The following is a 16043-nucleotide window of genomic DNA, read 5'->3' as shown; positions in this document are numbered from 1 at the left end:
ATTTGCCGGCGGAAATTAACGGCCCGACGGCGGTGCTGCCGCCAAGGATACGGGATCCGGGACAAGCCCCGCCTCCTTGAGTCCCAGGTAAATCCGGTCCCGTGCGATGGGAAGCTGCGTGAACCGCACTCCGGTGGCGTTCCGGATGGCGTTGGCCAGTGCCGGCGCTACGGGATTGAAGGGGCTTTCGCTCATTGATTTTGCTCCCAGCGGCCCCAGCGCATCGTTGGTATCGGCGAAATACACCTCGCTGCGCGGGACGTCCGCAAAGGTGGGGATGTGGTACTGCCGCAGGATGTCCGTGGTGACCTTCCCGGCGTCGTCCACCACCACCTCCTCGTACAGCGCCGCGCCGATCGCCTGGGCGATGCCGCCCTCGATCTGGCCCCGGCACTGCCGCGGGTTGACCACCACGCCGGCGTCGGCAGCCTGGACGCTTTGCAGGATCTTCAGTTCGCCGGTGCCGCGGTTCACCGCCACCCGGAAGCCGTGCACGTTGAACGCGACGGAGCGTGGCGTGCCGCCCCAGCGCCCTTCGGCGGCGAGTTCGACGCCGGCTTCCGCGGCGGCCTGCGCGAGTTCGGAAAGTGCCACCCGGGTCCCACCAATCACCACAGCGTCGCCGTCAAGGACACAGGCGGAGGCCTGGGTCTGACGGATCCCGGCGGCGAACGCCCGGATGCGGACGGCCAGTTCCTCGGCAGCGGCGAGGGTGGCCTTTCCGGCCACCACGGTGCCCGCGGAACCAAAGGCGCCCGTGTCGTGCTCGATCAGGTCCGTATCCGACTGCCGCACGGCCACCCGCAGGGCTGTGGTGGACAGCGCCGTCGCCGCAAGCTGGGTGTGCACCGTGGTGGTGCCGTTGCCGAACTCAGCGGTCCCGACGTCGGCCTGGTACGTTCCGTCCGGCAGGAGCCTTAGCCGGGTGTGGGCAAAGTGCCCGCGCGGGGGCACGGTGTCGATCATGGACAGCGCGGCGCCCTCACCGGTCATCCAGTCCGGGCCCAGGTTGTCCAGGCCGGCGGCCCGGTAGCGTTCGCGGCCCCTGTCCAGCGCGTCCCGGACCAGGTCCAGGCACTGGTCCAGCCCGTAGCTGCCGTAATGGACGTCCTCCTCCGGGTCTGGCTGGGTGGAAAGCATGTGGTCCCCTTCGCGGACCATGTTCCGGCGGCGGAACTCCAGCGGGTCCATCCCGATGCCGGCGGCCAGTTCATCCATGGCGGACTCGATGGCGAAGATCATCTGGCTCAGCCCGTAGCCGCGGAACGCACCGGCCGGCACCGTGTTGGTGTACATGGCATGCGCGTCCACCTTCTTGTTGGCGCACTTGTACACCGCCAGCGATTCCCCGCAGCCGTGGAACATCACCCCCGGGCCGTGGTTGCCGTAGGCCCCGGTGTTGGTGAGCACGTCCAGTTCCAGCGCGGTCAGGTCACCGGCCGCCGTGGCCCCGGTCTTGAGCTTGATGGTAAACGGGTGCCGGGTGGTGGTGGCGGCGAACTGCTCGGTGCGGGTCAGTTCCAGCTGGACGGGCCGCTTCAGTTCCAGGGCCGCGAGCGCCACGAGGTCCTCGGTGAGGACTTCCTGCTTGCCGCCGAACCCACCGCCCACGCGCCCGGCCACCACATGCACCTGGTCCTCTTCCAGCCCGAAAACCCGGCACAGCGTACGGCGGACCAGGAACGGGACCTGGCTGGACGTGCGGACCTGCAAACGCCCCTCAGCATCCACCGAGGCGATGGCCGCGTGGGTTTCCAGTGCCACGTGCTGTACCCGCTGCGTTTGGTAGGTCTGCTGGTGGATGAAGTCGGCAGAAGCGAAGCCCTCAGCCACGCTTCCCAGCTCCGAGTGCAGCTCAGCCACCACGTTGCGTTCAGGCCGGGCGATCCGGGAGCTGGACGCGTCCTTGTCCCCGTGGACCAGCGGCGCGCCCGGAAGCAGCGCGTCCTGCGGCGAGAAGACAGCCGGCAGTTCCTCATATTGCACCTGCAGGGCACGGACCCCGGCTTCCGCGGCGCCCACCGATTCCGCCACGACGGCGGCCACCCGCTGCCCGATGAACCGCACCACGTCATCGAGCACCCGCGTATCGTCCGGGTCGTCGGTGAAGAGCTCGTGCTGCGCGGTGGAGAACAGCCGGGCGGGGGCATCCTCGTGCGTGAAGACGGCCACCACGCCGGAAACCTTCAGAGCCGCCGCCTTATCAATGGAGACCACCCGGGCGTGGGCGTGCGGCGAGCGCAGGATCTTCAGGTGCAGCAGGCCCTGCTGCTGTTCCCGGGGGATGTCCAGGGTGTAGCGGGCCGTACCAGTCACCACTGCGCGGCTGGCCGGGGCGGGGACGTCGTCGCCCAGCTGTCCGGGCTCCGGATCCGGCTGCCCCTCCCCCGCGATGCCCGAGCCTGGGCCGTGCGGATCGGGGTGGCCGGCGTCCGCGCAGATGGCGTCGCCGATGGCGCGGTACCCGGTGCAGCGGCAGAGGTTGCCCTTGAGGTTCCGGGGCAGGTTCTCCTTCTGGTCGTCGTCAAACGTTGCGGCCGTCATTACCATGCCGGCCGTGCAGAACCCGCACTGGAAACCCTGCCGCTCCATGAACTGCTGCTGCATGGGGTGGAGCTGGTCCGGGCCGCCGGAGGTGGCAGCCAGGCCCTCAATGGTGGTGACCGTGTGCCCTTCTGCCCGCACGGCAGGGTAGATGCAGCTGTGGACCGGCACGCCGTCCACGTGCACGGTGCACGCGCCGCAGTCGCCGCCGTCGCAGCCCTTCTTCACCCCCAGGTTGCCCTGCTCGCGCAGGAAGGTCCGCAGGCACTGGCCGGGGCGGGGTGCGGCGTCCGCAGGTGATCCGTTGATGTCGATGGCCATGTTCAGGCCCCTTTCAAGAGTGCGTCGCCGGCCTGCCCGGGCAGGGCGTGCGGCGGCCAGAAATCACCGGAGATTTGAAGACCGGGGGCTCCTTCCGGGGCGGCGAGTTCAGCGCGGATCTCCTCGGCGAGGAGGTAGGTCATGTCCCGGCGCCAGGCGGGAAGTCCGTGGATGTCATCGTGGTAGAGCGCGGCGGGGATTGCGGCGTCAAGCGCCGCCGCCAGGTGGTGCGCCGCCGGCACGTCGTCGAAGCGCAGCTGCACGGGCCGCTTGGTGGCCGCGGTGACCGTGAGGACCAGGGAGGTCCCGCCGTCGAGCGTTCCAATCAGCAGCACCCCGGACCGGCCCAGGTTGCTCAGCGACAGGCGGCGGAACGCCACGCGGGCGGAAAGGGCCGACGCCGGGAGGTGGACGCTGCGGAGCAGTTCGCCGGGTGCCAGGCAGTTCCTGGCGTCACCGGTGATGAAGTCCGCCACCGGGACGGTGCGGCTGCCGCCGCCGGGAGCCAGGATGGTGGCCGTGCCGTCCAGCCCGGCGCAGAGGGAGGTGATTGGCCCGGCGGGAAGTGAGGTGCAGATGTTGCCGCCCACGGTGGACATGTTCCATACCTTGAAGGAGGCCACGAAGGAGTCACAACATGCGCGGACCAGGTCCAGCGCCGGCCAGGCCCTGCCGGATGTTTCCGGTGCGGCGGGAAGGCCGTACAGCTCGGTGATGGTGCAGGTGGCGGCGAGCTCAATCCCGTCGTCGGTGACGGTCATGGGCGTCCAGCCTGCTGCGCCGAGGTCCAGGAGCCGTTTGAGCGGCTGCGGCCCGAAGGCGTAACTGCCGTAGGAGAAAAGGACCGTCCCGCCGGCCAGCCAGGCGTCGCCGTCGCGCCATTGGCCGGGGTCGGTGGTGCGGACCACCGCCTCGATGGTGTTCATGTCCATGCGATCTCCTGCCTGTCAAAGTCTGTGGGCGCCGGGGCGGGCGCGGGTTGCGGGGGGATGGGGTGCGGGTGGATGGTGCCGGAAGTTTCGCTCAGCGGCAGGCAGCTGGCGGTGCGGCTGCGGGCGGCGATAATTTCCGCGGTGACGGAAACGGCCACTTCGGCGGGGGTGACGGCGCCGAGGTCCAGTCCGATGGGTGAGTGCAGCCGGGCAATCCGCTCCGGCCGGACGCCTGCACTAAGGAGCTCCGCAACCCGCTGGAGGTGGCTCCGGCGGGACCCCATGGCCCCCACGTACGCGAAGTCCAGGGCCAGTGCGGTTTCCAGCAGCGGGATATCGAACTTCGGATCGTGGGTCAGGACGGCGGCCACGGTGCGGTTGTCCGTACGGCCCGCAGCCGCTTCCGCTGCCAGGTACCGGTGCGGCCAGTCGGCCACCACCTGGTGGGCGGCGGCAAAACGGGGCTGTGACGCAAAGGCCGGGCGGGCATCCACGAGGGTCACGTGATAGCCCAGCAGCTTGGCGGCCGGGACCAGCGCCGCGCCGAAGTCGTTGGCGCCGAACACCAGCATCCGCGGCGGTGCCAGCCGCGACTCCACCAGGATGGCCTGTTCCCCGGGCCCAAGGTGCCTGTCCCGGCCGCCGCGGTCCGGAGGGCAGCCCCCCGGCTGCGGAAGGCGGACCAGGCCGGTGCCGCCGCTGCGCAGGATGGACTCCACCTGCAGCACTGCCTCCCCGTGCAGCAGGGATGACAGCCCCGGGGACGCAGCCAGGCGGAAGGTGGCCGGATGCTGAAGGACGACGGCGCCGCCTCCCGGGTTGCCCAGCACCCGCACCAGCGCCACGGGTTGGTCCGGGCCGGCTTCAGCGAGGTGCCGGAGGGCGGTGCGCAGCGGATGCCCAGCTTCGCCCGGCACGGCGGGCGGCACGGGTTGGATGTGGATGTCGAGTTCTCCCCCACAGGTGAGCCCGGCGGCGAAGGCGTCCGCGGCACTGAATCCGAAGGCCTCAAGGCGCGTGCCGCCGTCGTCCATTGCCTCCTGGGCGAGCGCCACCACGGCGCCCTCCACGCAGCCGCCGGAGAGGCTGCCCAGCACCTCGCCGGCTTCGGTGACCAGCATGGACGTGCCCACGGGACGGGGCACCGAACCGGAGGCGGCCGCGATGGTGGCCACGGCAAACGGCTGGCCTGCGAGCCGGGGCATCCAGGGGCCGAGCGAAGGGATCAAATCAAGCATGGCGGCACTCCTTCTTCCGCGCGGCGGTGGTCTCCATTGTCGGTCCTGCCAGGGGCCGGGCCAAGCGTTGACCCGGCTCCTGGCAGTGGTTGGGGCAACGCTCAGCCGCCCAGCAGGTGGTTGATCGGTCCGCGGGCGAAGTACACCAGGAACCCGGCGCTGACCACCCACATCAGGGGATGGATCTTTTTCGCCTTGCCGGATGCCGCCCCAATAACGGCCCAGCTCACGAAGCCCACGCCGATGCCGTTGGCGATCGAGTAGCTCAGCGGCATGGTGACGATGGTGAGGAATGCCGGCAGGGCCACGGCGAACTTGGTGAACTTGATCTCGCGGATCTGGGCCATCATCATGGCGCCCACCACCACCAGGGCGGCGGCGGCAACCTCGAGCGGCACCACGCTGGTGAGCGGGGTGAGGAACATCGAACCGAGGAACAGCACACCGGTGACCACCGAGGCCAGGCCGGTCCGCGCCCCTTCGCCGATGCCCGCGCGGAGTCGATGTACACCGTGTTGGAGGAACCGGAGGTGGCCCCGCCCGCCACGGCGCCGAAGCCTTCCACGATGAAGGCCGCTTTCAGCCTCGGGAAGGTACCGTCCTTGTGCGCGACGCCGGCGCTCCTGGCCAGGCCGGTCATGGTTCCCATGGCGTCGAAGAAGTTGGTGAACACCAGGGTGAACACCAGCATGGTGGCCGCGAGGCCGCCGATCCTGGCGAATGAGCCGAACAGGTCGAACTGCCCCACCAGGCCCAGGTCCGGTGCCGAGACCAGCCGGCCGGACAGGACCGGGGTGTTCAGGTGCCAGCCGCCGGGGTTGGTGGCGCTGGCCGGGCCGAGCTTCAGGACGGCTTCCACGACGGCGGCCAGCACGGTGGTGCCGACGATGCCGATAAGCAGGCCGCCCTGGACCTTGCGCGCCACCAGGATCCCCATGGCCAGAAGACCGACGACGAACACGAGCGTGGGCACGGAGGTAATGGAGCCGCCGTCGCCCAGCTGGACCGGTGGACCGCCTGCGGTGGGCCGGACGAAGCCGGAGTCCACGAAGCCGATGAAGGCGATGAACAGGCCGATGCCCACGGTAATGGCGGCCTTCAGTTCCTTGGGGACGGCCCGGAAGATGGCGGTCCGGGCTCCGGTGACGCCGAAGAGGACGATCAGGAGGCCGTTGATCACCACCAGGCCCATGGCCTCGGGCCAGGTGACTTCCTGGATCACCGAGACGGCCAGGAAGGAGTTGATGCCCAGGCCGGCAGCGAGCCCGAACGGCAGGTTGGCGATCAGGCCGAAGAGGATGGTCATGACGCCGGCGGTGAGTCCGGTGACGGCGCCTACCTGTGCGGCGGAGAGCCAGCCGCCGGCGACGTCTGTGGGGGCGTTGTCCGCGCTGAACCCGCCGAGGATCAGGGGGTTCAGGATGACGATGTACGCCATGGTGAAGAAGGTGACCAGGCCGCCGCGGAATTCACGGGCAAGGGTTGAGCCGCGCCGGGTGACCTGGAAGAACCGGTCCACAAAGGATTCCGACGCCGGCGGCTGGGGTGTCTGTGGTCCCTGCGCCGGCGTGCGGGGGGCCCGCCGGGAGGTGCTGGTGGTTGGAGCCGGCTGCTCCTCGTGGGAGTGGTCCAGGATGGTCATCCCAGCCGCCTAGTAATCGATCCTGGATTCGAGCGCGTTCCAGGTGTTGAACGGCTCCAGCGGGGCCGGGGCATGGGGATCGCCCAGTTCCAGCCTGGAGACCGGCATCAGGGAGTCCCTGTCCTGGTTTTCGAAGTATTCGTAGAAGACGGCGTCGTCGAACCCGACGGAGGCGGCGTCGTGGCGGTCGGCCGCGTAGACCACGCGGCCCACCCGGGCCCAGAGCGCGGAGGCCAGGCACATGGGGCATGGCTCGCAGCTGGTGTAGAGGACTGCGCCGGTGAGGTCGAAGGTGCCCAGTTCGCGGCAGGCGTTGCGGATGGCGGTGACTTCGGCGTGGGCTGTGGGGTCGTTGTCCGCTGTGACGCGGTTGACGCCGTCGAACGTTTGCCCCTCCGCCGTGACGATCATGGCGCCGAAGGGGCCGCCGCTGTTGAGGACGTTGGCCGTTGCCAGCCGGATGGAGCGGGCCAAAAACTGTTCGGCCGTGACGGTGGTACTCATGATGCGACTTCCTTTTTGCCGGGAAGCCTGTTGCCGTGCAGGACCAGTAGAACCAGGTGCGAACGGTTACCAGGCTTCAGCATGTGCTGTGAAGGTTAAGTTGCGCCTGGTAGATAGCTTCCCGGGTTCGGGCGCCCGCCTTTGGCAGAATCGAGATTAGCACCGCTTTGTGGGCCACGCCATAGTTTTCTGGAAATTTAATTTCGCTATGTGAAATCCATGTTTCGGCCTTTTCACGGATGTGCCGGCCGGCCGGTCACATTCTGCAGACGTTGACGCAGGTCAGGCTTGATCCCTAGTCTGAATCCCACCCGCCGCTGCCCGCAGCCGCGGCACCTGGATCAGCAGACAGGACCTCACTGAGCTGGATTAATGCCACCGCCCTCAGAACAGGACCTCCCATGCCCCAGCCCCATCCCGATTCCCGGCTCTGGATCCGGAACCCCCTGGCAGCCTTCACGGCCAACAGCCTCGACGCCTCGGGCGGCCTGGTGGTCAGCGACGGCGTCATCACCGAAGTACTGGCCGCGGGGCAACAGCCGTCCGCACCCTGCACCGAAACGTTCGACGCCGGCAGCCACGTCATCCTGCCCGGCCTGATCAACACGCACCACCACTTCTACCAGACCCTCACCCGCGCCTGGGGGCCGGTGGCCAATGCACCGCTGTTCCCCTGGCTGCAGAACCTCTATCCGGTGTGGGCCCGGCTTACGCCGAAGGACCTGGAACTGGCCGCCACGGTGGCCCTTGCCGAGCTGCTGCTCTCCGGCTGCACAACCGCCGCCGACCACCACTATCTCTTTCCCGCCGGCCTTGAAGATGCGGTGGACATCGAGGTCGGGGCGGTACGGCGGCTGGGGATGCGGGCGACCTTGACGCGCGGGTCCATGACCCTGGGAACGGACGACGGCGGCCTCCCGCCCCAGTCCACCGTCCAGGCGCCGGAGGTGGTGCTGGCGGACAGCGAGCGGCTGGTTGGCCAGTACCACGAGCGCGGCGACGACGCCGTGATCCAGATTGCCATGGCGCCCTGTTCGCCGTTCTCGGTGACGAGGGAGACCATGGCCGAAAGCGCTGCGCTTGCTGAGCGGCTCGACGTCCGGCTGCACACCCACTTGGCCGAAACCCTGGACGAGGAGGACTTCTGCCGGGAACGGTTCGGCCTGCGGACGGTGGATTACCTGGACAGCGTGGGCTGGCTGACGGACCGCACCTGGCTGGGGCACGGCATCCACTTCAGCGACGCGGAGGTCACCCGCCTCGGTGCCGCGGGGACCGCCGTCGCGCATTGCCCCACCTCCAACATGCGGCTGGCGTCAGGCACCGCCCGGGTCCTGGAGCTGGAGGACGCCGGCGTCCCGGTGGGGCTGGGCGTGGACGGCTCGGCGTCGAACGATGCCTCCAACATGATCCTGGAAGCGCGGCAGGCCCTCTATCTCCAGCGGCTGCGCTACGGGGCCGACGTGCCGGTGGAGCGGGCACTGGGCTGGGCCACCAGCGGATCTGCGGCCGTCCTGGGACGGCCCGGGCTGGGTCGGCTGGCACCAGGGATGCAGGCGGACCTGGCACTGTTCAAGCTCGATGACCTGCGTTTTTCCGGCAGCCACGACCCCATTGCCGCACTCCTCCTGTGCGCCGCCGACCGGGCAGACCGGGTGATGGTGGGAGGGCAGTGGCGGGTGGTGGACGGACGGATCCCTGGACTGGACATGGCCGGGCTGATCGCGGAACATTCGGCCGCGGCACGGCGCCTGGTTAACGGCTGACGCGTAAGGCGCCAACTGCTAGCGTGGCGCCATGACTCCGTCAAAGACGCCGCCCGAGGTTCTCGATGTGGATGGAACTAAAGTCCGGATCTCAAGCCCGGACAAGGTGGTATTCCCGGAGCCCGGGCTGACCAAGCTCGACCTGGTGCGGTATTACCTGGCGGTGGCGGACGGGGCGCTGCGGGGTGCGGGCGGCCGGCCGATGGTGCTCAAGCGGTTTCCCAAGGGCATCGACGCGGAGCCGTTCTTCCAAAAGCGTGTGCCGGAGAACCACCCGCCCTTCATCGACACCACCACACTGCACTACGCGTCGGGGACCTCAGCCGAGGAGGCAGTGATCCGCGATGCGGCCGGCCTGGCCTGGGTGATAAACCTCGGCTGCCTGGACCTGAACCCGCACCCGGTCCGCGCCGAGGACCTTGAACACCCGGACGAACTCCGCGTGGACCTGGACCCCATGCCGGGCGTGGACTGGTCCCAGATCGTGGACGTGGCATACGTGGCGCAGGAGGTCCTGGACGACGCGGGCCTGGTGGGTTGGCCGAAGACCAGCGGATCGCGCGGGCTGCACATCCTGGTGCGCATCGCCACGGACTGGTCCTACCGGGATGTCCGGCTCGCTGCCGAAACCCTGGCCCGGGAGGTGGAAAACCGGGCTCCCGGCCTGGCCACCGCACGGTGGTGGAAGGAGGAACGCGGCGAAAGCGTGTTCGTGGACTTCAACCAGAACGCCAAGGACCGCACCGTTGCCTCTGCCTACTCCATCAGGCCGCTGCCCGATGCCCGGGTCTCCACCCCACTCACCTGGGAAGAGGTGCGCACTGCGCGGCCGGAGCAGTTTACGGTGCCCACCGTGCTGGAGAGGTTCGCGGAGATTGGGGACCCGCATGCCGGCATTGACGGCGCAATGGGCAGGCTGGATGGCCTCCTGGCGCTTGCCGAAAAGCTGGGCCCGGCGGAGAAAGACCCGCGCAGCGGCAACGGATCCGGACGCCGGCAGTCGCTGATGCCGCTCATCGAAGTGGCCCGGACCAGGACAAAGCCGGAAGCGCTCGCGGCGCTCGACGAATGGAAGTCCCGGCACGCCGGCGTCGTGCCTGCCCTTGAGCCCGCTGATGTCCTGGTTGACGGGATGCGCGGGTCCAGCTCGCTCTGGTACCGGGTGCGGGTGAACCTGCAGCACGTACCTGAGGCCGAACGCCCTGCACAGGAGGAACTCATCGCGGACTACGACCCGTGGGCGGGCAAGCAGTGGCCGGGACGGCCCGGCTCCTGAGGGTGACCCAGTCGACGCGCAAATTGCAGGCTGACGCGCAAATTCCCTGACGCGTCGAAACTTGGGCCGCGCCAGGGAATTTGCGGGTCCTCAGCGAAGATGCGGGTCCTCAGTCGCGTCAGAAACGCTGCCGGCCGAACACCGGAAGGGCACGAAGCCAGCGGGACAGTCCTCCGCTGCGGCGCTCGTGCTCGGCAGGAATGTAGAAGTCGGGATCAGTGGCTCCGAACGGCAGGTACAGCTCCTGCCCCGGTGCCGGGAATTCCACGACGGCGTCTTGCTCCTGGGGGGTCATCTGCTCCTCCTATTCAAATTGCTATTTCCGTATTTCGGAAAAGTTTTATTGATATGCGAGAAGCTTAGGACCTGGGGCGGCGGTCGTCAACGGCCTGGCGAACGCGAAGTGGACCCCGGCCAGTCATAAACAGGATTTTCTTCCTGTGATGTACACCACCGGCTTGCGGGGGTACGCTGTTAGTCAACTCGTGGCGCAGGTCACGTAACCTGGGAGCAGCAGGCAGGGTCGTAATGAGCTGGCATCAATGGATGTCGGCTCTTTTTTGTTGGGTCGGCTCCACCGGAAACGCGCTCGAAACGCGCGCTTAATTTCAGTGATGGAACCTTGGTTCCACTTACCGGAGATTGGGAACAGACCATGAGCAGCAAGATCATTCTCGGCGAAAACCAGTACGGCAAGGCAGAAGTCCGCGTCGTCAAAATCACCCGGGACACCGACCGCCACGAAATCGAGGACCTGAGCGTCACCTCGCAACTGCGGGGCGACTTCGCCGCGGCCCACCTGGAGGGCGACAACGCCCACGTGGTGGCCACCGACACCCAGAAGAACACCATCTACGCCTTCGCCCGTGACGGCATTGGCTCGCCGGAGGCATTCCTGCTGCGCCTCGGCGAGCACTTCACCTCCAGCTTCGACTGGGTCACCGGCGGCCGCTGGGAAGCAGAGTCCTATGCATGGAACCGCATCCAGGCTCACGGCAGCGAACACGACCATTCGTTCGTCCGCAACGGCCAGGAAGTCCGGACCGCCGTCCTGGTCCGCGACGGCGCCACCAGCCACCTCATCTCCGGGCTCAAGGACCTGACCGTCCTGAAATCCACCCAGTCCGGCTTTGTCGGCTACCCCCGGGACCGCTACACCACACTGCCGGAAACCACCGACCGGATCCTCGCCACGGACGTTTCGGCCCGCTGGCGCTTCAAGACCGGCACCGACTTCAGCACCCTGGACTTCAACAAGAGCTACGACGACGTCAAGGGGCTCCTGCTCGAAGGCTTCACCGAAAAGTACTCCCACGCCCTGCAGCAGACCCTGTTCGACATGGGCGCCAAGGTCCTTGAGGCACACAGCGAAATCGACGAGATCAAGTTCTCCATGCCCAACAAGCACCACTTCCTGGTGGACCTCAGCCCGTTCGGTTTGGACAACCCGAACGAGGTCTTCTATGCGGCGGACCGCCCGTACGGCCTGATCGAGGCCACCGTGCAGCGTGAAGACGCTGCGGCGGCCCCGGGGGCCTGGTCCGGCATCGCCGGCTTCTGCTGACCCGTCACTGCCAACAACCCCATCCGGTCCGGAGTTTTTGGGCAGATAAGACGACTTCAGCACCCCTCAAGTCCGCATATGTGCCCGAAAACTCCGGACGCACACCCTTCAAACCCTGTTAGCCAGACACCAGTTAGCCAGACGATGACGTCTGCCATGAACCAAGAAAGTCTGCCATGAACACCAAGAAGAAACCGGCCTCTGCAGCCACCCAAAAGGGTGCACGGCCCGCCCGCCCCGAGGACCAGCGCCTCCCGATCGGAAGCACTTTTGCCTACGGCTTCCAGCACGTCCTCACCATGTACGGCGGCATCATTGCCCCTCCCCTGATCATCGGCGCGGCAGCGGGGATGAATTCCCAGGACATCGGCCTGCTCATCGCGGCCTGCCTGTTCGTCGGCGGCCTCGCCACCATCCTGCAGACCGTCGGAGTCCCCTTCTTCGGCTCCCAGCTGCCGCTGGTGCAGGGCGTCTCCTTCGCCGGCGTCTCCACAATGGTGGCCATCGTGCACGGCGGCGGCGGAATCCAGGCAGTCTTTGGTTCCGTCATCGCAGCCTCCCTGATCGGCCTGCTGATCACACCGCTCTTCTCGAAGATCATCCGTTTCTTCCCGCCGGTCGTCACCGGAACCGTGATCACCACCATCGGCCTCACCCTGATGCCGGTGGCCGCCAACTGGGCCATGGGCGGCAACAACAAGGCGCCCAACTACGGGAGCGTTGCGAACATCGGGCTGGCCGCGGCCACCATGGCCATCGTCCTGCTCCTCAGCAAGGTGGGCAGCGCCGCGATTTCCCGGCTGTCAATCCTCCTTGCGATGGTGCTGGGCACGCTGATCGCGGTGGTCTTCGGCATGGCTGACTTCTCCAAGGTGGGCCAGGGTGAGATCGTCGCCTTCCCCACCCCCTTCGCCTTCGGCCCGCCGACGTTCGAGGTCGCAGCCATCATTTCCATGCTGATCGTCATCCTGGTCACCCTGACCGAGACGTCCGCGGACATCATCGCGGTGGGCGAGATCGTGGGCACCAAGGTGGACTCCAAGCGCATCGGCAACGGCCTGCGGGCAGACATGCTCTCCAGCGCCGTCTCCCCGCTGTTCAACTCCTTCACCCAGAGCGCTTTCGCGCAGAACGTGGGCCTGGTGGCCATCACCGGCGTCAAGAGCCGGTTCGTGGTCAGCGCCGGCGGCGTGATCCTGGTGGTCCTCGGCCTGCTGCCCATCCTGGGCCGGGTGGTCGCGGCGGTGCCCACACCCGTCCTGGGCGGTGCCGGCGTCGTCCTCTTCGGAACCGTGGCGGCGAGCGGCATCCGCACCCTGTCAAAGGTGGACTACAAGAACAACATGAACCTGATCGTGGTGGCCGCGTCCATCGGCTTCGGGATGATCCCCATCGCCGCACCGGCCTTCTACGACCAGTTCCCGTCCTGGTTCGGCACCATCTTCCACTCGGGCATCAGCTCCGCCGCCGTGATGGCCATCCTGCTGAACCTGCTGTTCAACCACCTGCGGGCGGGCAATTCGGACAACCAGTCGGTGTTCGTGGCCGGCACCGAGCGGCTGGTGCGCGCGGAGGACCTGCGGTGCCTGGCCGAAGGCGACCGCTTCGAGAACGGCAGGCTCATCGACTGCGACGGCAAGGAAGTCCCCGTCCAGTCAGCCGGGAAGACGCCAGAGCACTGACTCTCCACGGAAAAGACGACGGCGGCCCGCTCCGAAAAGGAGGGACCGCCGTCGTGCGTGGCACTGGAGTTTTTGGACAGCTAACGGGACGTGGCAGCCGCCGAAGTCACGTTATCTGCCCAAAAACTCCAAGGGGTGCGTCAGGTGCGGTTCAGCTCGCGGGAGATGGCCTCGGCCGCTTCGCGGAGGATGGGCACGGCCTTGTCGGCGAAGTTTTCGTCCACCCGGGAGACCGGGCCGGACACGGAGATGGCCGTGGGCGTGGGGGCGTTGGGCACGGCCATGGCGAAGCAGCGGACGCCGAGCTCCTGCTCCTCCTCGTCAATGGAGTAGCCCCGCTCGCGGATGAGCTTCAGGTCGGCCAGGAGTTCCTCCACATCGCCGATGCTCTTGGCGGTAGGCGTTGGCATCCCGGCGCGGGCCACGATGCCGCGGACAGCGTCGTCATCGAGCTGGGCCAGGATAGCCTTGCCGACGCCGGTGGCGTGGGTGTGGGCGCGCCGGCCCACCTCGGTGAACATGCGCATCGAGTGCAGCGACGGCACCTGGGCCACGTAGATCACCATGTCCGAGTCCAGCACGGCCATGTTGGACGTCTCCCCCAGCCGGTCCACCAGGATCTTCAGCTGCGGCTGGGCCAGGGCGCCGAGCTGCTTGTTGGCACCTTCGCCCAGCCGGATGAGCCGCGGTCCCAGGGCGTAGCGCCGGTTGGGCAACTGGCGGATGTAGCCAAGCGACACCAGGGTACGGAGCAGGCGGTGGATGGTGGGCAACGGCAGGTCCGTGGAGGACGAGAGCTCGCTGAGCGTGACGTCGCCGCCGGCATCGGTGATGAGCTCCAGCAGCTCGAAGACCCGCTCCACCGACTGCACCCCACCAGAGGCTTTTTCTGCCATTCCGTTGTCTCCTACGGCTCGGAATCCGACAACTCTTATCCGCATCGTGAAAAGAATTGTTTAGAACACCCAAGATACAGCACGGCAGTTCCCACCGCGACGCTTACCCGGCGGCAAGACCAGAGGGCTTGTGTTTCCATAAAGTAGATAATAATATCCATAATACGAAAACATTCAGAACAGAGCACAGGCCGGAAAAGGCCCAACAGGAGGACATTCAATGGCGAACCCCAGCCCCGGAAATTCGATCACCCTGCGCGTGGAAGCACCGTCAAGCTTCAGCGCCACCAGCGAACTTGCAGCGGCCGTCGGGGCGGCCGGCGCCGCGATCACGGCCCTGGACGTCACCGAGTCCCACCACGAGACCCTGGTTGTGGACGTCACCTGCAACACCACTGACGACGCGCACGCAGCACGCGTCAAGGACGCCCTGAATGCGCTGGACGGCGTCACCGTCCAGCACGTCTCGGACCGCACCTTCCTGATGCACCTCGGCGGCAAGCTCGAAGTGGTCCCCAAGGTCCCGCTGCGCAACCGGGATGACCTTTCCCGGGCCTACACCCCCGGTGTCGCCCGCGTCTGCCTGGCCATCGCCGAGGACCCCGCCACCGCCCGCAACCTCACCGTCAAGCGCAACACCGTGGCCGTGGTCACCGACGGTTCCGCCGTGCTGGGCCTGGGCAACATCGGCCCGGCCGCCGCCCTGCCCGTGATGGAAGGCAAGGCTGCCCTGTTCAAGCAGTTCGCCAATGTGGACGCCTGGCCGGTCTGCCTGGACACCCAGGACACTGAGGAAATCATCCGCACCGTCAAGCTGCTGGCACCGGTGTTCGGCGGCGTGAACCTGGAGGACATCGCGGCCCCACGCTGCTTCGAGATTGAGGCCCGCCTGCGCGAGGAACTGGATATCCCGGTCTTCCACGACGACCAGCACGGCACCGCCATCGTCACCCTTGCAGCCCTGGTCAACGCACTGCGCGTGGTGGGCAAGAAGATCGAGGACGTGAAGATTGTGGTTTCCGGCGTCGGCGCAGCCGGATCGGCCATCATCCAGCTCCTCAAGGCACAGGGAGCGCAGCACATCATCGCCGCGGGCCGCTCCGGCGCCATCCACAAGGGAGAGACGTACGACGACGGGCACCGCACCTGGATCGCGGAGAACACCAACCAGGAGGGCTTCGCCGGCAGCCTGCACCAGGCCATGGCGGGCGCCGACGTCTTCATCGGCGTCTCCGCGCCGAACATCCTGGCCGAGGAGCACGTGGCCTCCATGGCGGAAAACGCCGTCGTGTTCGCCATGGCCAACCCCACGCCCGAGGTGGACCCCGCCGTTGCGTCCAGGCACGCCGCCGTGGTGGCCACGGGCCGCAGCGACTTCCCCAACCAGATCAACAACGTGTTGGCTTTCCCGGGCTTCTTCCGCGGCCTGCTCGACGCCGGAGCCTCGGACATCACCCCGGAGATGCTGGTGGCCGCCGCGGAGGCTATCGCCAAGCGGGTAGCTGACGACGAGCTCAATGCCAGCTACATTATCCCCAGCATCTTCGACCCGCACGTGACCGCCGACGTCGCCGCAGCCGTGGCTGCTGCAGCCCACGCCGCCAACGTGGCAACCGCGGCTGCTGCAGCATCAGCACCCGAAGCCGCCCTGGCCTCCGCCTGACCGCCCGACTTCCAG

At 67.5% G+C, this 16043-nt stretch carries 11 protein-coding genes and 1 pseudogene; 5 read left to right on the top strand and 7 right to left on the bottom strand.

Features of this window, described 5'->3' with window-relative positions:
- Positions 1-15: 15 nt before the first annotated feature.
- From QFZ57_RS08210 to QFZ57_RS08190, 5 genes and pseudogenes are all read right to left on the bottom strand, one after another.
- Positions 16-2865 carry a molybdopterin-dependent oxidoreductase gene (locus tag QFZ57_RS08210; protein WP_306899404.1) on the bottom strand — a complete coding sequence of 950 codons (2850 nt, stop codon included), beginning with the start codon at positions 2863-2865 and terminating at the stop codon, positions 16-18.
- Between the two features lie 2 nt (positions 2866-2867).
- On the bottom strand, positions 2868-3797 hold the full coding sequence (locus QFZ57_RS08205; RefSeq protein ID WP_306899402.1) for an FAD binding domain-containing protein: 930 nt from the start codon (positions 3795-3797) through the stop codon (positions 2868-2870).
- On the bottom strand, positions 3788-5035 hold the full coding sequence (locus QFZ57_RS08200) for an XdhC family protein (RefSeq protein WP_306899401.1): 1248 nt from the start codon (positions 5033-5035) through the stop codon (positions 3788-3790). The genes QFZ57_RS08205 and QFZ57_RS08200 overlap by 10 nt, the downstream gene beginning before the upstream one ends.
- A 101-nt stretch (positions 5036-5136) precedes the next feature.
- Positions 5137-6677: pseudogene (locus tag QFZ57_RS08195) on the bottom strand (NCS2 family permease).
- A 9-nt stretch (positions 6678-6686) separates the two neighbouring features.
- Complete coding sequence (locus tag QFZ57_RS08190) at positions 6687-7181, bottom strand: nucleoside deaminase (RefSeq protein WP_306899399.1); 495 nt, start codon at positions 7179-7181, stop codon at positions 6687-6689.
- A 401-nt stretch (positions 7182-7582) separates the two neighbouring features.
- Between QFZ57_RS08190 and QFZ57_RS08185 the strand changes: the two genes are divergently transcribed.
- Positions 7583-8947, top strand: a complete 1365-nt coding sequence (locus QFZ57_RS08185) for an 8-oxoguanine deaminase (protein WP_306899397.1) — start codon at positions 7583-7585, stop codon at positions 8945-8947.
- A 31-nt stretch (positions 8948-8978) separates the two neighbouring features.
- On the top strand, positions 8979-10223 hold the full coding sequence (gene ligD / locus QFZ57_RS08180) for a non-homologous end-joining DNA ligase (RefSeq protein WP_306899395.1): 1245 nt from the start codon (positions 8979-8981) through the stop codon (positions 10221-10223).
- Between the two features lie 118 nt (positions 10224-10341).
- On the opposite strand, the gene QFZ57_RS08175 is transcribed toward ligD, so the two are convergent.
- On the bottom strand, positions 10342-10518 hold the full coding sequence (locus tag QFZ57_RS08175; protein WP_306899393.1) for a hypothetical protein: 177 nt from the start codon (positions 10516-10518) through the stop codon (positions 10342-10344).
- A gap of 360 nt (positions 10519-10878) precedes the next feature.
- Between QFZ57_RS08175 and pucL the strand changes: the two genes are divergently transcribed.
- Both pucL and QFZ57_RS08165 read left to right on the top strand, forming a co-directional pair.
- Positions 10879-11787: a factor-independent urate hydroxylase gene (gene pucL, locus QFZ57_RS08170; protein WP_306899391.1), complete on the top strand. Its 909-nt coding sequence runs from the start codon at positions 10879-10881 to the stop codon at positions 11785-11787.
- Positions 11788-11963: 176 nt separating this feature from the next.
- Positions 11964-13469: a nucleobase:cation symporter-2 family protein gene (locus QFZ57_RS08165; RefSeq protein ID WP_306629946.1), complete on the top strand. Its 1506-nt coding sequence runs from the start codon at positions 11964-11966 to the stop codon at positions 13467-13469.
- Between the two features lie 140 nt (positions 13470-13609).
- On the opposite strand, the gene QFZ57_RS08160 is transcribed toward QFZ57_RS08165, so the two are convergent.
- The gene (locus tag QFZ57_RS08160; protein WP_306899387.1) at positions 13610-14365 is read right to left on the bottom strand and encodes an IclR family transcriptional regulator; all 756 of its coding nucleotides are present in this window, start codon (positions 14363-14365) and stop codon (positions 13610-13612) included.
- A 220-nt stretch (positions 14366-14585) separates the two neighbouring features.
- Between QFZ57_RS08160 and QFZ57_RS08155 the strand changes: the two genes are divergently transcribed.
- A complete protein-coding gene (locus tag QFZ57_RS08155; protein ID WP_306899386.1) occupies positions 14586-16028 on the top strand; it encodes an NAD-dependent malic enzyme in 1443 nt (480 codons plus the stop codon).
- The last annotated feature ends 15 nt before the right edge of the window (positions 16029-16043 follow it).

Origin of the sequence: Arthrobacter sp. B1I2, assembly GCF_030816485.1 — a bacterium.
Lineage (GTDB): Bacteria > Actinomycetota > Actinomycetes > Actinomycetales > Micrococcaceae > Arthrobacter.
The sequence above is the reverse complement of the archived record's forward strand: the minus strand, read 5'-3'. Positions and strand labels throughout refer to the sequence as shown.